Annotated in this window: 20 protein-coding genes and 1 tRNA gene; 7 read left to right on the top strand and 14 right to left on the bottom strand. The window is 45.2% G+C overall.

Going from position 1 to position 20,768, the window contains the following annotated elements; genetic code table 11:
* Positions 1–42 precede the first annotated feature (42 nt).
* Positions 43–702, bottom strand: coding sequence for a nitroreductase family protein (locus tag ACVA6Q_RS02440; RefSeq protein WP_353499751.1), 660 nt, complete (start codon positions 700–702; stop codon positions 43–45).
* Between the two features lie 328 nt (positions 703–1,030).
* Between ACVA6Q_RS02440 and ACVA6Q_RS02435 the strand changes: the two genes are divergently transcribed.
* The gene (locus ACVA6Q_RS02435; protein ID WP_112460073.1) at positions 1,031–1,456 is read left to right on the top strand and encodes a universal stress protein; all 426 of its coding nucleotides are present in this window, start codon (positions 1,031–1,033) and stop codon (positions 1,454–1,456) included.
* Between the two features lie 132 nt (positions 1,457–1,588).
* On the opposite strand, the gene ACVA6Q_RS02430 is transcribed toward ACVA6Q_RS02435, so the two are convergent.
* Positions 1,589–2,188 (bottom strand): DUF2913 family protein, encoded by a 600-nt coding sequence (locus tag ACVA6Q_RS02430; protein ID WP_446646386.1) that lies wholly within the window; start codon positions 2,186–2,188, stop codon positions 1,589–1,591.
* A gap of 63 nt (positions 2,189–2,251) precedes the next feature.
* Positions 2,252–2,335 (bottom strand) — tRNA-Leu (locus tag ACVA6Q_RS02425).
* A 420-nt stretch (positions 2,336–2,755) separates the two neighbouring features.
* On the opposite strand from ACVA6Q_RS02425, the gene ACVA6Q_RS02420 reads away from it, so the two are divergent.
* Positions 2,756–3,214: a magnesium transporter gene (locus tag ACVA6Q_RS02420; RefSeq protein WP_446646385.1), complete on the top strand. Its 459-nt coding sequence runs from the start codon at positions 2,756–2,758 to the stop codon at positions 3,212–3,214.
* Positions 3,214–4,245 (top strand): HlyD family secretion protein, encoded by a 1,032-nt coding sequence (locus tag ACVA6Q_RS02415; RefSeq protein WP_446646384.1) that lies wholly within the window; start codon positions 3,214–3,216, stop codon positions 4,243–4,245. The genes ACVA6Q_RS02420 and ACVA6Q_RS02415 overlap by 1 nt, the downstream gene beginning before the upstream one ends.
* Positions 4,246–4,365: 120 nt before the next feature.
* Here ACVA6Q_RS02415 and ACVA6Q_RS02410 read toward each other — a convergent pair whose 3' ends face one another.
* Entirely contained in the window at positions 4,366–4,659 is a 294-nt protein-coding gene (locus ACVA6Q_RS02410) for a hypothetical protein (protein WP_418642802.1), read from the bottom strand.
* Between the two features lie 463 nt (positions 4,660–5,122).
* On the opposite strand from ACVA6Q_RS02410, the gene ACVA6Q_RS02405 reads away from it, so the two are divergent.
* Entirely contained in the window at positions 5,123–5,803 is a 681-nt protein-coding gene (locus ACVA6Q_RS02405; protein ID WP_446646383.1) for a hypothetical protein, read from the top strand.
* Positions 5,804–5,907: 104 nt separating this feature from the next.
* Here ACVA6Q_RS02405 and ACVA6Q_RS02400 read toward each other — a convergent pair whose 3' ends face one another.
* Positions 5,908–6,726 carry a hypothetical protein gene (locus tag ACVA6Q_RS02400; RefSeq protein ID WP_353499758.1) on the bottom strand — a complete coding sequence of 273 codons (819 nt, stop codon included), beginning with the start codon at positions 6,724–6,726 and terminating at the stop codon, positions 5,908–5,910.
* A gap of 181 nt (positions 6,727–6,907) precedes the next feature.
* Positions 6,908–7,228 (bottom strand): hypothetical protein, encoded by a 321-nt coding sequence (locus ACVA6Q_RS02395; protein WP_446646382.1) that lies wholly within the window; start codon positions 7,226–7,228, stop codon positions 6,908–6,910.
* A gap of 252 nt (positions 7,229–7,480) precedes the next feature.
* Between ACVA6Q_RS02395 and ACVA6Q_RS02390 the strand changes: the two genes are divergently transcribed.
* Complete coding sequence (locus tag ACVA6Q_RS02390) at positions 7,481–10,540, top strand: efflux RND transporter permease subunit (RefSeq protein ID WP_446646381.1); 3,060 nt, start codon at positions 7,481–7,483, stop codon at positions 10,538–10,540.
* A 56-nt stretch (positions 10,541–10,596) separates the two neighbouring features.
* Here ACVA6Q_RS02390 and ACVA6Q_RS02385 read toward each other — a convergent pair whose 3' ends face one another.
* From ACVA6Q_RS02385 to ACVA6Q_RS02365, 5 genes are all read right to left on the bottom strand, one after another.
* Complete coding sequence (locus ACVA6Q_RS02385) at positions 10,597–11,481, bottom strand: DMT family transporter (RefSeq protein ID WP_446646380.1); 885 nt, start codon at positions 11,479–11,481, stop codon at positions 10,597–10,599.
* Positions 11,482–12,156: 675 nt separating this feature from the next.
* Entirely contained in the window at positions 12,157–12,606 is a 450-nt protein-coding gene (locus ACVA6Q_RS02380; RefSeq protein ID WP_446646379.1) for a hypothetical protein, read from the bottom strand.
* Positions 12,603–12,944, bottom strand: coding sequence for a hypothetical protein (locus tag ACVA6Q_RS02375; RefSeq protein WP_446646378.1), 342 nt, complete (start codon positions 12,942–12,944; stop codon positions 12,603–12,605). Before ACVA6Q_RS02375 ends, ACVA6Q_RS02380 begins: the two co-directional genes overlap by 4 nt.
* A 99-nt stretch (positions 12,945–13,043) precedes the next feature.
* Positions 13,044–14,666 (bottom strand): guanitoxin biosynthesis MBL fold metallo-hydrolase GntH, encoded by a 1,623-nt coding sequence (gene gntH / locus ACVA6Q_RS02370; RefSeq protein ID WP_446646377.1) that lies wholly within the window; start codon positions 14,664–14,666, stop codon positions 13,044–13,046.
* 93 nt (positions 14,667–14,759) lie between these two features.
* On the bottom strand, positions 14,760–15,275 hold the full coding sequence (locus ACVA6Q_RS02365) for an outer membrane beta-barrel protein (protein WP_446646376.1): 516 nt from the start codon (positions 15,273–15,275) through the stop codon (positions 14,760–14,762).
* Positions 15,276–15,500: 225 nt separating this feature from the next.
* On the opposite strand from ACVA6Q_RS02365, the gene ACVA6Q_RS02360 reads away from it, so the two are divergent.
* Entirely contained in the window at positions 15,501–16,346 is an 846-nt protein-coding gene (locus tag ACVA6Q_RS02360; protein ID WP_446646375.1) for a LysR family transcriptional regulator, read from the top strand.
* Positions 16,347–16,528: 182 nt separating this feature from the next.
* On the opposite strand, the gene ACVA6Q_RS02355 is transcribed toward ACVA6Q_RS02360, so the two are convergent.
* The gene (locus ACVA6Q_RS02355) at positions 16,529–16,927 is read right to left on the bottom strand and encodes a hypothetical protein (RefSeq protein WP_446646374.1); all 399 of its coding nucleotides are present in this window, start codon (positions 16,925–16,927) and stop codon (positions 16,529–16,531) included.
* A gap of 307 nt (positions 16,928–17,234) precedes the next feature.
* Here ACVA6Q_RS02355 and ACVA6Q_RS02350 point away from each other — a divergent pair, with 307 nt between their 5' ends.
* Positions 17,235–17,516 (top strand): hypothetical protein, encoded by a 282-nt coding sequence (locus ACVA6Q_RS02350; RefSeq protein ID WP_446646373.1) that lies wholly within the window; start codon positions 17,235–17,237, stop codon positions 17,514–17,516.
* A gap of 83 nt (positions 17,517–17,599) precedes the next feature.
* Here ACVA6Q_RS02350 and ACVA6Q_RS02345 read toward each other — a convergent pair whose 3' ends face one another.
* Together ACVA6Q_RS02345 and ACVA6Q_RS02340 are read right to left on the bottom strand one after the other, a co-directional pair.
* Positions 17,600–18,124 carry a MerR family transcriptional regulator gene (locus ACVA6Q_RS02345; RefSeq protein WP_446646372.1) on the bottom strand — a complete coding sequence of 175 codons (525 nt, stop codon included), beginning with the start codon at positions 18,122–18,124 and terminating at the stop codon, positions 17,600–17,602.
* 552 nt (positions 18,125–18,676) lie between these two features.
* Positions 18,677–20,716 carry a hypothetical protein gene (locus tag ACVA6Q_RS02340; RefSeq protein ID WP_446646371.1) on the bottom strand — a complete coding sequence of 680 codons (2,040 nt, stop codon included), beginning with the start codon at positions 20,714–20,716 and terminating at the stop codon, positions 18,677–18,679.
* Positions 20,717–20,768: the final 52 nt, after the last annotated feature.

The following is a 20,768-nucleotide window of genomic DNA, read 5'->3' as shown; positions in this document are numbered from 1 at the left end:
ACGGCCAAATTAGTGGCCGTTTTTCAATTGCATCGATTGCGCTTATAGAACCGTAATAATATCTTCTTGAGCTAGACGAGACTTAGGTAGACCGTAGTTATAGTCTTCACCGTCTTTGTGGTAGCCAAGTGCAAGCGCAAAGTCACACACATAACCACCTAGTTCATCTTTAAAGAGCTCACCAATCATTTCTGGATCCACACCTTCCATTGGAGTCGATGCAATACCCATACGAGCAAGCGTGTGAAGTACGTTGCCAAGCGCAATGTAGGTTTGTGCTTTTGTCCACTGACCGTTGAAGCCACTTTCATCCGTGTTTAGCTCTGCAAAGCCAAACGCACCGTTCAACATTTGATCGTACATGTCTGCTGGCAGGTGACCCGATGTCACTTCGACATCAACCACTTTTTTATAGTCGTCTTTAGTAAAGTGTGGGTTATGTGCAAACAAAATCGTGTGAGACGCTTCTTTCGCATGTGGTTGGTTGAACTGGTGCATATTCGCAAACGTATCGTGGAAACGCTGTTTCGCTTCATCACTTTCGATCACAATAAACTTCCACGGCTGAGAATTGATTGAAGACGCAGACAGACGAATAGCCTCTTTGATCACGTCCATATCTTCAGCAGAAATACGCTTGGTAGCATCGTATTTTTTCGCGGTATAACGAGTATTCAGATCTTTGATAATTTGATGAGTCACTTTGCACTCTCCACTCTATATTCTGTAATGACTATTTCTTAAACGACTTAGCTAGTTCGCACTCTTTCCGACAGTGACATAAGAGTCAATGCGGCGGTGCTTAACCGAGTGCCAACATTGGCGATGAGGGTAGATTAAAGCCAAAGCTCCATCAGAAAAATAGACAAATCATCCAGACATTATGGACAAAACCACCCACAATGAGCCAAGAAAAGGGGAACTCATTGTGCCTTTGATTAATTTATCGCCGAACCGCGATCCCATCGACAAAAAAATACGCCACGAAACGCTATGCTTTAAGTAGGTTTAGCAGCAAGAGAGTATGGTCATGAAATATAAACATATCCTTGTCGCACTGGAGCTTTCCGACGAGAGCAAAGTGTTGATTGATAGAGCCGTTTTTCTAGCAGAACTGTTGGACGCAGATGTGTCATTTATCCATATCGATGGTACACATGGTGAAATTTATCACGAGCTGGTTGATTTAGTCACCGATCCCGAACAAAGACCCTTGACCGTCGAAGCGACAGAGCAATTACACGGCTTCGCCGAGTATGCTAAGTGCACTTTGAAGCATTTCATCGTTGGAACTGGCGATCTTGGCGACAAAGTAAAAGTTGCTATTGCAGAAAATGACTTTGATCTTCTTATCTGTGGTCACCACCACGACTTCTGGAGCAAGCTGATATCCGCATCTCGCCAAGTCATTAATAGCTCTCCAGTGGACGTGCTTGTTGTTCCTATGGAAGATTGAGACACAACACCATTCGAGCCCAAAGCTTGTTGCTCGGTGCTAAAGATAGAGCACTCCAGTGTTTGGGCTTGCATTAAGTATGCTCTGCTTCTTTAAATAGACATTGCTTTGACGGCGGTGACGTTGGAGCTGTTATTTATTTAAAGTCAGCATTATGCGAACAAAGCTATCGTCTTCGTATTGGATCTGGTAAGCAAAGATTTCGTTGGCGTAAATGGCTCCGAGGAATAGATGTTTCTCACGAACAGTACCGCGAAACAGAATCGAAACATCCGCAATCATTTGATTCTTGCTGCCGAAGTGGGCATTAAGATCGTTAGACAGTACACAAAGCAAGCAGCCATTTTCATCGTGGCTTAAATCGACCTTTTCCGGCGTTGATAATAGCGCTGTCGTACCCAGCTTTTTCTCCAGTTCACGTATCAATAGCAGATAGCTATCAAGGTGAGGCTGCAAAGCTTCTGGTTTGGCTTCTATACCTGTTAGCAGTACGTCTTCTAAATCGACTTGAGATTTCTTAGCTTGTAAGCTCATTGTTTTCAGTTGCTTACGTATCGATTTGTACTTGTTACTTTTAAGTTTCGGTTTCAGCCAGCGAACCAAGAGTTCATTCTTTTTCTCACGATCAAAGACCTGTGATTTGCGATCAAGTTTGTGAAACTCTATAAATAACAGGGCGTGCAGAGACACCTCGGTCAAAAGCTGGATTGATTCCGAGTTAGACGTACTCATTTGCTTTGAACTGGATCCTTTGTTCTGCATCGTAGTCTGTAGGTAATATAAGGAAAGGAGTAATGGTGCCGAGAGAGGGACTCGAACCCTCACACCAAAGGCACTAGCACCTCATGCTAGCGTGTCTACCAATTTCACCATCTCGGCATCGATGATACGTTGCTTGCCGTATCCATTGACGTCCACTTAATTAGCGGATGTTGAAATATTAACTGACGATTTTCTGCTTGTATAGCATTTGCTTGGATAAATGCAGCAAAATCAGTTTGTTCGGTGAATAATTCATCAGTTTGAATATTTGACATCCACTGGTCTATTCCCATCAGCATAGTTTCCTATAAGCCCATTTTCTATAAACCTATTTTTCTACAAACCTATTTCCCCATAAACATAGTGCAGATTCGCCCAAAGCCAATCATTGACGTTGCCATCGGCTAACACATAACTGGTGTTTATATTTGAACTCAATTTTGCGTTATGTATCCAAAGGAAACCCTTGGTTATACTCTCTTTATCCAAATCCCAATCACCCAAATCGCTACGGATAGCCTGAATCAGGGAACAAACATGTTCAGACTAATAAAAAGAGCGTTACATTTTAGTACTAAGTCCGCTGTCATCATCGGTGGTTTTCTCTCTCTGAGTTATATGTTTGCTCAGCTCTCTACGGTTCATGGTAAATCACTGCCTGCCGACTATTTCTCACAAGACTTGCCTAGCATTCTTGGCCTATTAAATTCTGAATTCTTTATGGGCGTGATTTTTGTTATCACACTATCCATCATTACCTATGTGCTCTACCTTCTGTGGCAGTTGCACGAAGTTGCAGTACACCGCAGCCAATACATGCAAAGCGCACAAGCGAATTTGGTATTTGCTCTGTCTTTATGCGGCCTGTTCATCGACAAACTTTGGTGGGTATTGGCCATTATTATTGCCTTCACCAACTGGGATGCGGTCGCAAGTGCTGTGAGTAAGGTGATTCACAGTGGCATCCATGGCAACAAAACATCAGAGGACGCGTAATGAAAGAAATCATGCTTCCTTATGTGCTGATTATTTGGCTGCTGGTCAAACTTGGCGTTATTAAATGGACACTGCGTAATGCGGTTATTAGTGTCGGGTTTGGTGTATTCCTCGCATTCATGCTGTTTACCGCGCACCGCTTTTGGTCACCGGCAGATTTAACCGATAGCACCACAGTTAAAGCGCCGCATGCGGTGTTGAGCCCGTTATTTGGCCAACAGGTGAAAAAAATCTACGTCACCCACAACCAAGAAGTGAAAAAAGGCGATTTGCTGTACACCTTGGAATCGGAAGATACGGATCATGAACTAAAAAGTTTGCAATCGAGTTTAGTGGCAGCGGAACATCGAATTACCAGCATTGAAGAGCAGATTGCTATCGATGAAAAAAACCATCTCCGCTTAATCAATCTCGACGAGTTTAGCTCCGAGCAAGAGCGCGATGAACTGCATACCCAAATTCAGCAAGGTCGTGCGGATCTCATGGCTGCCAAATCGGATATGGATGGCATCAACGCGCAAATCAGTCAGAAGCAGTGGCTGAACGACCGGAATCAGGTTCGTGCGCCATTCGACGGAATTGTAGGCGTTATAAACATTGCTGAAGGCTCTAGAACTGGCAACTTGCATCTGTTCGATACCAACCGAAAGTTTGTTGAAATGCGCGTTAGCGATCAAACCTATCGCTATATTGAACAAGGGCAATTTGCAGAGTTTTTTGTTAACTCTCACCCTGGCGAAGTGTTTCGAGGCCGAGTACACAGCATTACGAGCAATACTGGTGAAGCCACCGTCTCTGCACAAGGTTCCACGCAGCATGTAAGACAGCACGTTGGCAATAACACGAGCAGCCATGGTCGTACAGTCATCATCGAGTTTAACGAACCAGAAGGCTACAACGTACCACTTGGTGCAACTGGCTCTGGCTGGATATCTGCCAACAAGCCGTCACCTAAACTCGGTTTTATGGACATCATCGGTGGTGCAACTGTTCGACTGAAGGCGCTAAAGGCCTACTTGAACGCGCTATAACAGAGTTTGGTATTAGCCCTTTGAGACCCGAACGTTATTGGAACTCTGATTGGAACTTGGAATGGAAAATTGGGTCTACCGCACCTCAACATTGTTGAGGTGCTTTTTTTTGCATTGAATCTAGTAATTTAACGCCTCTGCTACAATTTTTTCTTGCCGCTTTCGATACTCTATGGCTTTTTTCTGACTACCAAAGCACCCTTTTTCATAAGGATTAAGTTCTCTTTTTGTCAGCTCTCCGTAGACACTATCCATTGTCACTTCCTCACCATTAATCATGGTGCTGTTTTCTGCCACACTCCCCTTTTGCAATGCACTACACAGATCATCACTCGCAACACCTGACACTTGATCTATAGGTGCACTGCAAGCGGTCAATAGAATGAGAGTAGATAGTGTTACGGTTGGCTTCATCGGTATTCTCCATGTTTTGATATAACGCTTATGGGTATGGTGTCGCTTAGCTCCTAAAGCGATGTTTTATTGCGTGTTTCATTTTTAAGTTTAGGTGAGAGAGGTTTAGAGTGATACTTTGAATCTATCGTAAATCTATTAGCCTTGCGCATTTACCTCCTCTAACTCCCCCGGCTACGCGCCCCGTTATCAAGGGGGAGAAATACAGGCTCGCTCCTATCGTCGCATCACTTAAGTTAAATAGCGATGCGTAGAGAGCCAGTAGCTCCTCCCCTTAATAAGGGGAGGCTGGGAGGGGTGCTCTTCCAACAACCAACCAATCAACCAATCAACCAATCAACCAATCAACCAATCAACCAATCAAAATACCGAATACTTCCTAATTTAGTCACATTTCATTTTTTAGGTACCTTTGTGCTGCTCCAATTACAGGGGCAAAAACAATAATATAGGTAATAACGAAATGAAAAAAACAGCAATCATTCTCGCAATCACATCTGCATTCTCTGCAGGTGCAATGGCAGAAGGTGTAACTGGTGGTATTGAACTCGATGCTAAATTTGTTGATGGCAAAACAGAATACGTAACCTCTAACGGCTCTGGAATCAAAGCATTCATCGGTTATGAAGGATTTGGTCTTTCAGCTAAACGCAAAGCAAACTTTGAGAACGAGTACAACGTTAACTACATGCACGAATTCGAAAGCTTTTGGTTAAAAGGTGAGTACGAGTTTGTTGATAAGAAAAGTCGCCAACAACCAGCTAATGATCAAAACAAGTTTGGTGTAACAGTAGGCGGTAACGTTGCTGATATGTTTGATACATCATTCCGCTTGCGTAAAGATATCGACCTTAACTCAAACAATGGCACTGCTCGCGGCGACATCACTCGCTTTGACCTAGCTGCTGGAAAGCAACTGACAGAACGCATGTATCTAAACGCTAAAGTGGTAGGCCAGAAGCAACACGAAAAGAAAGTGATTGCTGGCGACCAAAGCAAAGACATGACCTACAACGTTGAACTGCGTGCGACATTTACTGCTATCGACAACATGATCCCATACGTTGAGATTGGTAACGAAGGTAAACACGGTGATGACAAGCGTAACACCTATGGCAAAGTAGGCATTGTCTTCCCGTTCTAATCTCCACTAATTCCCAATAAATCAAAGGTATTCGAGGGAATGAATATCTTCTCTCCTTTCTTGATTAGAGCGTCCCTGCTCAATGAAACTCTTATACCACACAATTAGAACTGGTAGTTAAATTCCACTCTTTGGTCACCATCAAAGTAATTCTGCTCCTGCGTCCAATTAGCAAAGTAGCGCACGTTAAAGCGCGGCGTAAACTGGTAAGACACCGCAAACTCGTTGGTAAAGATAGAGTCCATACCCGGTCCATACGCATTCTCAACATACGATTTTGAGCCTGAAATGGTCGTCAACCACATTGGGTTATAGTTAAGCCACAGCTTATCGGTAATCGCATACTTGGTGTAAGCACCTACAACTGCATACGTGCCTGGAATGGTATAGCCAATGTTTTGCTTCTCAACTGGGCAATCAACATTTGGCATATTTTCACAGCCTTGAAACTCGCCATTTCTCACATTGACGCCTAGACCGGCTAGCGGATAGAGATTTAGGTTACCCAGCTTTGGTAGCGCTTGAATGAAGCTGTAGGAGGCGTTTAAGCTCTCCTGCTCCACGTTGTAGTTCAAATCAACCTGAGAGCCTCGGCCATTCGTCGTGTTTACACTGAAGTTACGAAAACGAACACTATCAATGGAATTATCACGATGGCTTGAACCTGACCAGCCTAAGTACTCACCAACCACGCCTTTAACCTCGATGATATTCATCGCCATGGTCTCTGGGTTACCCGTGTCATAGGTACGGCCTACTTTAAAATTCAAACCTTTGTCAGAAGCACCAGCACCGGCTTGGGTGTAAACCGCCAGAGGGTCTGACATGTCCTGAACCTGTGTATCCGAGTCGTTAGCAGCATAAGAAGAAAAAGAGAAGCACGCAGCCACAGCTGCGCTTAAAAGGGTAATGCTCGCGCGCATGAAACTAATCCTAGAAATAAATGACGCGAGCAGACTAAGGGTCGAGAGGGGATAGAACAATTAACCCAAGGTTATAGCATTTATTACGCTAGCTCTATTGACCTTTATATTATCAATAGAGTTCAGGGAGTTATGGTCAGTTATACCGACAAAAGAATTGACGAAAACCTCGACCTGATCACTACCATCCTTCGTCTAGCGCGCTGTCAATTATGACTTCGTCGACGACTCGGTCTTCATAATCCGCAACTATCACCTCGTCAACAATCGCCTCATCCACTAACGCATCACATTCTGCTTCGTCGTATGCGCCATCAACGATGCCAGCTGCACCACCAATCATCGCTCCTGTTTTGGCATCACCAGCCATCGCACCAACCACACCACCAACAACAGCACCTTCCACCGCATCGGTAACGGTATTGCCAGGATCACATGGGTGATAAGCAAGTGCAGGGGGCACGCCGACAAGCATCATGGTCGTTACTAACAGTTTTTTCATTCGAGTTTCATCCAATTAATTTTAGAAAGGAGTGCCACTGTAGCGACAATAAAACTCACGGGAAAAATAGCTCCTATTTCATCAGCAAATACATAGTCACTAAATTAGCTCCTCAGACACGATGTCAAACCTTGCTATTCGAACCTCAAATATTTGCTATTTAGTTTGCTGATAGAACAGTCAGCCGATCAATTGTGATTAAAAATACCCAGGCGTAAACTCGGAACAATTATTCACCAATGGGTAGCTAACATGTTTAAAATGTTCATAGAACGGCCTAAGTTTGCAATTGTTATTGCGCTTTTAATCTCTCTTATTGGAGCTATCGCTGCCGCCAACTCCCCAATAGGAAGGTACCCCGATGTTGCGCCAGTGACCGTAGAAGTCACCACGTTTATGGACGGTGCTAGTGCTGATGTTATGGCGAAATCTGTCGCTCCTGAAATCGAAAAACAGGTGAATGGAGTCGCTGGAATGGAGTATATGAAGTCCACCAGTGGTGCAGACGGCACCTATACTCTCGAAGTCGTTTTTGAAAGTGGTACTGATTCAGACAAAGCCGTTAACTTGGTACAAAATCGCGTCAATCTTGCCCTTCCGGAGCTACCCGGCGATGTGATGCGAAATGGCGTTAAAGTGGAGAAGCTCTCTAATGGTTTAATGCTCGGCATCTCAATTACTGATCCGTCTGGCGAGGCATCGGCTATCGAGATAAGCGCGTTTGCAGGCGGCCCGCTAAAAGAGAGAATTCAACGTATCAACGGCGTGTCAAAAGTCGATGTACTTGGTGAAAAGAAGTACTCGATTCGTGTTTGGCTCAACCCAAATAAAATGAAACACTACTCGATCAATGTCGATGAAATCAATCATGCTATCGCCACCCAAAACAAGATCGCCTCTGCTGGTAGCGTGGTCAACGATCAGTTAGAGTTCCCAATTACTGTCGAGGGTGGCCTAACCTCCCCTGAAGAGTTTGGCAACATCGTCGTTCGCTCAGACGAGCTGGGAAAAACCATCTTCTTAAGAGACATCGCAGAAATCGAGCTAGGCAGCGAAATCTATACCGCCAATGCTTATGGTGAAAACGCTAACGGTGCGGTGCTATTCATCTACAAGACTCCAGAAGCCAACGCAATGGATGTAGCCTCCGGCATTAAATCCCTTCTACAACAGCCTAGCGATTACCAAATCAAAACCGTCTACGATGCTACCACTTTTATTGATGGCGCCATTTATAGCGTTGTAGAAACCTTAGTCCTCGCGGTTGCCATTGTTTCCTTGGTCACGCTCCTTTTTATGCAAAATTTTCGATTGACCTTGATTACAGTAACAGCGATTCCAGTTTCTCTTATTGGCACGTTTGCGGTCATGAGCGGACTTGGTATTCAAATCAACATCATCTCCATGTTTGGTCTGGTGATGGCGATTGGTATTGTTGTGGATGCCGCTATTATCGTTATTGAAAACGCCGAACACCAACTACACGAATATCCTGAGATGACGGTTAAGCAGGCAATATCTAAAGCATTAGATATCACCTTCTCTCCGATTGTCGCTTCTATGCTCGTGTTGCTTGCCGTTTTTACTCCATCACTGTTTATTCCAGGCATGGCCGGCACTATCTATTCTGAGTTTGGCATCGTCCTATGTGCCTCTGTGGTAGTTTCAACCTTAGTGGCGCTGACATTGACTCCCGCGCTTTGTGCACTGTTTATGAAGCCGCCGAAGAAAAATGCCATCGCAAAGTCCGTTGAATGGGTTATTACACAGAAAATCCGAGCGTTTACCGGTCTAGCATGGACCGCAACTCGCTTACCAATACTGACCATCGCGCTGCTAGTTGGTGGCCTCTATCTATCGGTAGAGCGAGGCGCGAGCTTACCAACCGGTCTCCTACCAGAAGAAGATACTAGCGCTATCTTTGTGGTTGGAAGCTTCCCACAAGGCACGGCATTGACACAAACCGACCAATATCTAGCTAGCCTGACCCAGCAGCTCAATGCGCTACCAGGTGTTTCCACCAGTGTTGAAGCATCCGGATTTAACCTGTTAACTGGAACCGCAGAAATGAGCAGTTTCATGATGTTAGTGTCGCTTGATGATATGCAAAACCGAACCGCTACAGACGTCGCTATCACAGACCAAGTAAATGCCATTTTAGCTGAAAACACCAAGATTCAAGCCTTTGCTTTTAAACCACCTGTCATCCCTGAGCTAGGAATGGTCGATGGCGTAAACTTCGTTTTGCTTGCACCGGAATTAACACCCAATGAACTTTACAAGCTCACAACGGACTTTAACGCACGACTAATGGAAGACGAGCGAATTGGCCTAGCGATGGCTCAGTTCGAAGTGACAAAACCTTCCATGAAGCTCAATATCAAGCGCGACGACTTGCTAAAATATGGCGTTACGTTCGCGGATGTGGTTGAAGGCATGCAAACGCACTTTGGTGGTATGTACATCAACACATTCAATATGGGTGGACGAAACTACAAGGTGATGGTGCAAAATGACCCCAATTATCGATTGGATCCGACAGCTCTGAAACAAACAGGATTATCAAAATCAAATGGCAAACGTATCACCTACGACAAGCTCTTCGATGTAAAACAAATCAAAGTTCCGAATTTCATTGCTCGTTACAACGCTGAGCAAGGGGTATTCATCGACGTTATTCCAACCGTCGCTACAGGTCAAGCTATCCAGGCGATACAAGAGCTTGCTGAAGAGTTTGGTTATCGCGTTGAGTTCACCGGCGCAGCAAAAGAAGAGGTCAGTGCAGGCAATACGGTTGCCCTTGTCATGGGGCTTGCTCTGCTAGTCACCTTCTTAGTGCTAGTAGCGCAGTATGAATCTTGGCTGATCCCTCTCGCGATTATGTTGACAGTTCCAACAGCGGTTATCGGCATCGTTGAAGGCGTGATTCATATTGGTGGCAACGTCAACATTCTTACCCAGTTATCTGCCATTTTGTTGATAGGTATGACGGTCCGAAACGCAATTCTTATTGTCGAGTTCGCGAAAACGCTACGCGATGAAGGTGGACTAACCATTAAGCAAGCTGCAGTACAAGCACTGCGCTTGCGCGCTCGCGCAGTATTTATGACCGCGTTTTCTTTCGGGGTTGGATTGATACCGTTGATGCTTGCTAACGCTGTCGGCTCTGGCGGCCAACAAGCTCTGGGCTGGGCGTCATTTGGTGGCATCGTCACCGCCACTTTTGTTGGTTGCATTATGGCAAGTGTATTTTTTGTGGTAATTCAACAAACTCGTGAACTGTTCAAACCCGCAGCCACAACCCAACTATAAACACCCCAAAGACTTGCCACTGTTTTATTAGGTGGCAAGTCGACCTCATTCCAATCCTACCCTGCTCGGACTTTCCTAAGTGAAGATAAAGAGAATCCCGTTACAAGCATTGTGCCACTAATAACCAATACAGTGCCGACCACAGTGTTTATGCCGATAGGCTCACCCAAAAACAAATTGCCCCATAGTATTCCAAACATCGGAATTAGGAAGGTGACCGATAAAGCAGAAGACGGCCCAATATCTGTAACCAATCGAAAATAGAGCAAATATGCCGCCCCAGTACAGACAACGCCCAGCAATACTACCGCTAGCCAGACCTCTTGAGTCGGCGCCTCTCTCATCGGTACAAAGGGTATCAACGGCAACACGATCAAACAGGCTGCCCACATGCTGCCATGCGCATTATTAAATGCCGGTACGGAAGGCGCATTCTTTGCGTAATTGGTCGCAATGCCATAACAACACGCAGCCATCACGCCTGCAATAATCGGTAGCGTCGCCTCTTCACCTATCCGCACCGCATCCCAACCGACTAAAACAGCAACACCAATAATACCTATCAATAATCCAAGCGCTCCGCGCTTTGTTAGTGGTGTTTTGGTCCAAAATACGCCAATCACCGCCCCCCAAATGGCAGCGGTTGAATTGAGAATCGATAATGTGGAGGCATTCAACGTTTGCGCGGCATAAGCAAACAATAGAAACGGCAGCGCCGTATTGAACAGTCCGATAATGAAAAAGTGTCGAGTATGCTTAGTGAACTCGAGTTTCTTCTTTAGATAAATACTAATGACCAACAGAGCAATGGCCGCAAAAAATACTCTCGCTTCAATCAGTACCGCTGGCCCCATTACGTTGGCAGCTATGCGCATAAATAAAAAGGAGCCGCCCCATATTGAGGCAAGAAGAATCAACCTTAGAAAACTCGCTAAATCCATTTGTCTATCTTTGTATCAATAATTTTTCCCTACTTTGCGCCATGGTTATTTAAAGCACAACCCCCACTTAGGTCTTATTTCAGTTAGAGATCCGAAAATGACCGATGGTCTTCATCAACATTAAGCATTCAAATGTGTACGCTTAAAATTCATTACTGTCTCTTTTTGAACTATTTTGCGCTCGGTATCATGCAAATCCCTGCTCCCTGCAGCGTCGCTTCAATATTTAGTTGCCAACCATACTGTTAGGTATGCCTACCATCCTGGCTGCAAAGAGTCTTCCAGATGGTAGCTCCTTCCTAGACGCTTAGATGAATACCGCGGGACAGATGCTTCCATCTGCCTTATTATTTCTCGCGATCGTCGCACCTAAAATTCGCCTCTTAGTGACTAAAACCCTTCTAGAGCCAGAAGCGAAATAGTCAGCCTAACCACTATCAGATGTTCAAAATGGCTTTCATCAAACGCCTTGTTCATCGGCCTATATTCGATATAAGGCTGTAACGTAGGTTGGTATTGTTGTTAAAGACAAGGTCTGATTCAAGCTGCTTCTGAACTGCATCGTTATATGAAAACTCCGCAGCGTAACCTAGTTAATTGCTGTTTATCTGTAAGAAAGCGGTTCTCACTCCTTAAATACCGCTCAATAGTTTTTAGCTTGGTTTGTAATAACAGCTATGCTTCAGGCTTGTCTGGCGACTTTTCATTTCCTGATAGCTTTATTTGGCGATTAAAATCTCTATCTGCAAGTTCTTGCTCATCATACAGCTCCTCCAATACCACTTGATCCATCGCCATCACGTCAAAGAACTGATCTTTGCAATAATCTCCACTCCATTTAGGCAGCATTTGTGGGTCACTTGCGATCTCCTTGACATGATCCGCAGCAAAATGTGCATAGTGCTCAAACAGTTCTTCATCGGTGCCATTTGCTACCCATGCCAATTTTTTAAACCACACGGCTGATTGTTCTTCGGATATGTGCTCGTTAACTTTGCAAACCGACATAGCCACCAGAGATTCAGTGTAGTTCTCATAGTGTGGCAAGGTGTTATGGACGTGAGCACCACAAGCAAGAGCCAAAGTTGGAATCATTCCTGCCAAGCTAAATACGATTTTTTTCATAACGTTGTCTCCTCTGGTTGAGCACACATTTGGTTCACATGCCCTTTGTGTTCAGCTTCCTGAATCAATTTTTTGCCAAGAGCAACACCTTGTAGATATATTTCATCGTCTTCGCTGAAGGTATAGGCCTCGTGTAATACTTCGCTTGATAACCCCTCGATAGTTTCTCGAATCATGGTGGCATTTTGAGTTGAGTATTCGGAGGTCATCGAACCAAGCTCAACGCAGTAGGTGTTTACTGTCTCTACAGCGGCTGCGGCCATAACGGCATTATCGCGACTAAAGAGTGTGTCATGTTCATGTTGTGCTGCATGCACTGCTGTGCCTGTCAGGCTCATACTTATCAATGTGAAAGTGGTCAATCGTCTAAACATAATGTGGTCTCGATAAAAAGCGGTTGGAGCGCGGGCATCGTATGTAATACCCGCTAGTAAGGGTTATTGTTCTTTGGTGTTGTCTTCGCGAGTATCACGATATGGATCTGAAGACGACTTTCTATGGACTGAACGAGGCTCTAGGCCATGGGCTTTACGCATTTCATCCACCATTCTTTGCTTCTCACCCATGCCGCGTTTCATGCTATCTGGCAACACTTCGGTCGGTACGATCAAGTCACGATCCAATGGCCATTCTTTAAGCAGTTCAGGGTGATACCCCTCTGGGTAATACAATGATTCATCGATTTCTAGGTCTCGAATCTCTTGCTCTTGAATATCGGCTCTCGAATTTTTAGGCACTGGTACTCGGAACACTTCACCGTCATTTAAGTTGAATTGAGGCGCTCGGTTATTCGGAAAGTCTGGAATAATCCCCTCTCGAACCCACGCTTTGTCCGGAGTAATGTTGGCGACGATCATGTCTGGAGCTCCGAAATGGTATGGCCCTTTCCAATGTTCACGAACCTGAGCTACCGTCTCGTTGTTGTAATAAGGGTCAAACTCCATGTGTGTCGTCATGAACAGCCTTGGCTGTACCTGATTTGCAAGCCAACCTGCCGCGTAGCCAGAGGTGTGGTGCGTATCGATGGTGTAGCGCGTCAAGAAAGCAGGCACCCCCTGTACGATAGAAGCAAGCCCTACTAACTCGGTTTGTACTTCGGTAACAAACAAATCACAGCCTTTACCATATTCAATATCAAGCTCAGTTGGTCGACCATCACCTGTCCATACAAAACACAACGATTCTTCTTCATTGATCGTCCAATCCAGCCTGTACGCAGATGCGCCATCTTTAGCGTGTGAACGACGCCAATGAGAAACTTTTACGCCATCCACGTCGTAAATCACACCGCCATCATCTTTGAAGTCGTATTCCACCACCTCAATATCGTTACCAGACGGAAACACATCGAAGGCATCTTGGTGCCACGAAAGCATCTGCAGCATGCCTTCAACCATATGGCGCGTACCATCTTCTGGATTACGACCAGAAGGACCATAAATCGTCAGCGGCTTTTCCCAGCGACCGTTCCAACCACCAAACTGATACAAATAAGGTAGTGAGCCAAAATGGTCGACATGCAAGTGAGTGATGAACACCTTATCAAGTTCGTTCAAAGCGACACCGGCGCCAATGTAGTTGGCAATGGACGCTTCGCCAAGGTCAAACACAAAATTATCGCCATTGCCAAGCTCTACATAGATGGACGTATTGGCCTGTCCAGGTCGAATCATGGGAGAAGTACCCATGAAGGTCACTCGCATTTCATTGTGCTGAACCTCTTCCGTTCTTGGGAACCAGTTAGCAGCGGTAACCATATGATCCATCGGCTCAATACCATCAAACATCAGTCCTTCTTTCCAAAGCTCTTCTCCTGTTTGAATGTCGGTCTTGAGGCCACCTTGTAAGATTGCGTGGATTTCCTCAGGAGAGGAGTATATCTTACCGCCTTGCTTCATCAGCTCGTCCGTACTGACATTTTGTTCGTAGTTGTAGTGTTTGTAGCCTGAAAAACTGGCTGAGTTTTCTGATTGATAGTGCTCAAACGGACTCTGCGCTAGAACCGCACTCGACATGAGGATCGCACCAGTCGTAACGCTTAATTGGTGAATTTTTCGCATAATGATCTCTCCACACCCGCAATGTAGGGTTGGTGATTAAAAAGTTAATATTTCAGGGGCGAGCAAGCTCGCTAGATTTGGTTTAAATAGACGCTATAAGGGCAGTCGAAAACCGACTAGGAACGTATTTTCAGGTAAGAAACGGGCATCGGTGTGTGAAGTGTGAATGTCGGTTTTAAACTCGGCATAAACAGGCACTTCTTCGTGCTGAACTCGAAGACCAATATTCGAGCTAAAACCAAGATGACCATCTCTGTTCATACCCTCTATTTCGTTGTTCATGACACCTGCCGTCATGCCTCCCTCTACAAAAGGGCGAAGTTCAAAACTGTTTGGTAAGGCGAAGTTGTAGCCAAGCTCCAAAGCAAAACCGCCACCGGTATAATCAATGCTGCTATCTGTGCCTTTGTAGAGATCGAAGTTAATCCCTAAGTATTGATTAAGCTCCAACCCCACTGTGGCATTGACTGCCGAGTGGTTACCTTCAAGGGAGGTATAACCCAAACCGCCTCTAAACTTTAAGTCGGAATCTGACGAGTGAGCATTGGCAGCACCAGTAAAGACAAGCGCGGACAACGCCATAATGGAAATGATACGAATATTTTTCATAGTTGAATTCTCTTAGTCTCTGAACAAGCAATCACCTCCCTGTGCTGTTGAGAATAAGCTTAAGCATTCATGAAAATAATATAAATAAAGTAAAAAACCCATAAAACATAAACTGAATTTATACATCACTTAGTATGGCGCTCTCACGAAGCAAGCCATCTCACCTAATTGACAGCAACTAACCCTCTGCTAGGATAGAGATATCATCTATCAGATCAGTTTGTTATGGACTTAAACCTTCTATCCACTTTTAGCGCAGTGTATCGACACCGCTCTATTACTCTAGCTGCAGAAGAACTTGACCTTACTCAGCCGGCGGTAAGTGCAGCCTTGAAACGATTAGAAGGTGTGGTGGGAAAGACGTTGTTTGTTCGTTCAGGAAGGGGGATCGCACCAACTGGCGCGGCCGTGGCACTGTCCGACAAAATCGAAATGCCACTCGCGGTACTTGAGACGATAGAGAAGCGACAAGAGATCACTCGAGTCTACTGCAGTGAGAGCCTAATGCATCTGGTTTGTGACTTACCGGGGCTCTCTTTTGTTGAGGCACCGCTTAGTGAAAAACAATTGCTCGCCGATATAGACTCACAAAAGGTTCACCTTGCGATCGATTTCGCCACAAGCACCAGCCAAGCACACGTTGTGGAAGACATTATTGAAGAACCAGCAGTTTGTGTGTGCAGAAAAGATCATCCAGATATCGGTGACTCGCTCTCTTACGAAGACTACTATCGAGCCCAACATATCGCCCTGAAAATTCGTCGCAACAACGCCAATATGATGGATTATTTGTCGCAAAAGCCCAGCCCACCAAGAGTCATCAAAGCAGAAACAGGATCGGTTTCCAGTATGCTTGCTCTCGCAGCCACAACGAATCTACTAGGTGCATCAACGCTGTCGCTCGCCAAACATTTGGCTCCAATGTTAAACCTGAAAATATTCCCGATTCCACTGGAAATACGCAACGTACAGCACCGCATGATCTACCACCGACGTTTTGTAAATGATGAAGACCACAAGGCGGCACGAGAAATACTGAAATCGGTGATTCAAAACAACCAGTATCAATAGAAATTAACACCATCGCTTTGGTCTAATTGTAAGCTAGGCAAGTGGGGACTTTGGTGAGCAACATACTTGACGATAAGTCATCGATTAAGTAACGGTTAAACAAACATTACTTTGACTACAAACATCTAGAGGCAATACTTTTATGTATTGCCTCTTTGCTATCTGCTATAGAGCCATCAGGTTTAGAACTTCCAAGATACACCTAAGTCCACACCTACTCCGACATCCGCACCATCGTTAAATTTAACTTCCGGTGTTGCAAATAGATCGACATCTAGGTTTTTTACTGGCTCCCAGCGCAGACCAACAGGGGCATGCACATCAACACGTTCGCTGTTCCAGTTATAACCGACACCACCTTCAACAAACCAGCTGATGTTATGTTCCGCAGAGATTGGCTTTTCTAGAAAAGCGAAACCACCATTCACATAGTTGTCTTTTACACCGACTATCACTTTATCGAACTGAAAGGTCACACCGCGTCTTGTATCTACACCCAACTCAAACGCTTGTGCGGTTGTTGTAAGTGCCAGAATACCAGTGGTTGCCAATGCTAATTTCGTAATGAATGTGTTTTTCAAAGTCGTTGCCTCAATCAAGCCATCCTAAGCGGTTAAATCCTCGTTTATGAAAGTCGGACACTTATGCCATTTGCTGCAAAAAATTGTTACTAGCAGCTGTGGCTTCAAAGTAGTGCCTATGACCAAGTGATGGAGCGTATTGTAGGGCTAGATAATTTTGGTACTTACCATTTAGCGCCATGTGATGGAAAACAACTCGACGTTAGCCAGGAAGCATAAATATGATTAATGATAAAAACCAATATGGCTGCCTATATCTAAAGTGATTAGGTAGTTATTCTGCTCAGCGAATCCTAAACAAGAGAAAATGATGACGACACTGAACCCTTATGAGCACTTTCATCAAGACAATGCTCACGCGTCGCCAATCTGGATCGGTACACAGATGCGAAATGTTAGACAGGGAGTCGCCGCCGCTAATCGGCAGGAGTTGGAATATATAGAACGCGCTTATCAAAGCTGGGAGAATCTTGTCTCGTACGGCATGACACCCTCGATGATCTGCCATCTCGCTGACATAACACCTGCTGATTTGATTCATATTCGCTATCTTGCAACGCGAAAACAAACATTAGAGAATCAAAGCTAGTCAAAAACTGAAAAGGGTAGTATTAGCCTCATACTACCCTTCCTGTGGAACCTGTTCACGATAAAGAACGAAACCTGTTGAGCTTATGGCTCCTGAGACTGTTTCCGTATCCGTTCAATTTCCTCTTCACCAATATTTAATGACTGTAGAAACTTGAGATGCCCCATTGGCTCCATCTGCTCGAAACGCTTATGCCAATTCGACATGTCCTGATCGTTCATACCAGACTCTCTGAGGATCTCTATCCAACGCTGTTTCGTTAGCTGACCTTGGTTTAAAAGCTCAGGCTCTTTGAGTAGTGTCATAATAGAGCGCTGCTGCTGACGCAGTTTCTGTATCTCCACATCGAGAGCGGCAAATTGTTGGCGTAACATCTCGTCTCTGTGCTCTCCCTGAGTTTGCTGAAGCAGTACTTCAATCTCGCTTACCGAAATACCATACGACCGATAAACGAGTATGGCCTTAAATCTGTCTAACTCTTGTTGGCCATACAGTCGATAACCGTTTGGCGTTCGACCGGCGGGCGCAATCAGCCCTTTTCTTTCGTAATACAGAACCGTCGTGCGAGATACTTTTAACTGTTCGCAGAACTGTTTAATCGTTAGCACGTCAGATGCTCCTTACTCATTCTTTGACTATATGACCAAACCAATGGAACTAATGCACTGGAAACAATAACAACAGTAAACAATGCCGTAGAGATCAGCGCAAGCGCCACACCTTTGCCTACAGGCGGGAAACGGCTCACAAAACGCATAAACCTTGAATGCCCAACAGGGATATTTGTCAGAAATTGAACCACGAAAAGCCCCCTATAAATGCAATACCTATTAGATGCGGGAGCTTAAACTCGATACCTGTAGACAGGTCAAACAACTAAATTCGGCGCGCTAGACATCGTTGCGAAAAGTCTGGCGAAACTCAGTTTCTAGACATATTTTTATATGTGGAGCACACATGGGTAATAAGCATTTATCCGACTATCTAGAAGCGACAGAAGGCGCAGTGGAGAAATTTACAGTCAATGAGATGACGCAGATAGCTTAACGTCATTAGCCACTTCTAACCGGAAGTTGAAACCTAAATAAAGCCCACCTTCAGCATCACAAGGTGGGCTTGTATCATTTCTACCAAGGCTTTCAACTGTTCAACTTGCTGTTCTACTCACCCGTCTTTATCAACACCGCGCCCTCATAAGGACGAAGTACAAGCTGGTTGCTCTTTGGCATTAAACTTCCATCCCAATTCACACGTTGATATTGAGCGGGCAACAGAATGGTTTTACTCTCTTTGTTCCACTTAGCCTCATCGCGCCACATATCACTGTCAGCTCGAGGCTCACCTGCGAAGTAGACCACTAAACCACGTTCAAATTGGCGGCCAATGGCTTGGTACTTTTCAGGCCAGAGCCAGCTTTCATCGCTTTCAAGCCAAAACCACCCAGAATCGATAGTATTAAGAAGCTGTTCAACCAACTTCGCCTCAGAGCTATCTTGCGTCAACCAACCCAATGAGGAGACCGTTTCAGTAATTGGCTCACCTAGATCGTGACTGAGCATATCGGTCGGTCGATAAACCTGGTTTTTAACCTCGCCGCTTTGGTACCAGTTATTGTTATCGGTTGGATTGCTGCTGTAGTAAAAGGTTTGATTCCAACTGTGATAGTGAGTTTGTTTGGGTATATGGAATAAGTAATAGAGTGCCAGTCCCGTGGCAATGTCTTGCTGCCATGCCAGCTCATTTTGGGTATCTAGCTCGCTGCGGCCAAAACGGGTTGTGGTCATGACAAGACTCTCGTCTCCCATAGCAGAGAGAGCAAAGTGCTCCCAACGCTCGCGAAGTGCATCCGTTCCCATTGCCGCATACAGGTAGTGCTCCCTTAGCCAAACATCGAAAACACCTCTGAGTTCGGGCGTCCATTGTGGGTAGCGCCACAAGTTTAACTCAGAGATATTCGCTGCCAATTGCGCGTTAGGTATATGGTCTTTGAGCTGTGAGAGGAAGCTCGCCATTTGCCCAGCATAATTCAAGGCAGCCTCATCAGTGCCGACCTTGCCTGGCAACTCGGTGATAGCGCCTCCTTTAAGCACTTGATATTGATTACTACCAAGCAGCTTTGCCATATCATCGTTGTAAGCGCCGCTCAGTCCCTGCCGCTGCCAATCAAACTTATACCAATCCATATGTGCTTGATTGGCTGATGGATGAGAAAAGTTAGTGCGTTGCCAGCAGGTCCCTGGCCACATATTGCCTACAGGGATAAGGCGAGCTTGTGAAGCGTATCGCGCTTGCGCTTCTAGATTTACTCTTTGACGATACTCGTTATCATCCAAATACCCATCGCCATTGGTATCATTACGCCAATCCCAACCCGGTATCTCCACGTGTTTCGCTTCCTGACGCAAACCATAGTCAACAGACAACGCATCTATACTCTGCGGCTTTGACCAACTCAACCGCACCATATACACGGGCATATCTAAATCGAGTGCACGATGGCCGGTATTGAAATGATATTCGCCAAGCCAAGGAGCAACTGCTAGCATCTGCTGCTCGATGGTAATACGTGACAAAGAACCTGTAACAGTCGGCTCACCAATACTCAAAGGCTGCCACTCACTTATCGGCGCACTATTTTGCTCTGGCCTAGCAAGGCTAATCGATAGTGTATCGCTAGAGGGTACATTGATAGCCATAAAAGGCTGGGAGGTGACGACAATGAGCTCTTCATTTATAGACAGCTTTAGCGGCAATCGTGCAGTCTTGAGCACCGTGCCCTTTTTCACCATCATATGAAGTGGCTTTCCGTCGAGAAATTGCTGCGCCTTTTCAGATAGATTTTCATAGGCTAAGTGCGTCTCTTGAGAAGCATGCAGATAAAGGTGCTCTGGGTTAACGCCTTGCTGCCACAGTTGTCGATGAAGCCACGCTTCTTGTTCTCCAGCAAAGCAATCCAGTTTCTGGCTGTACATGTAGCCAAGAGCCGTAGTCTGTTTGTTTAGCTCTGGCGTACCCAAGCTGCCAAATACAATATCGCTATTCTGTGATTCCCATTGTTGGATCTCTTTTGCGCGACTACCCCAAGCTTGCCAACCACCAGGTAAAACCAAACCCATGGATGGCGCAGCTTCGACCTGGTGCCCAATCAAGGAACTGGCCAATCCTGTGACGATACCACTGATTAACAATCTGATTTTCATAGCAATCCTCCTAGCAACAAGTATAGGATAGCCTGCTAACTATCACAGGAAA

The organism is Vibrio sp. DNB22_10_4 (assembly GCF_052879755.1).
This window is presented reverse-complemented; position numbering and strand designations above follow the sequence as displayed.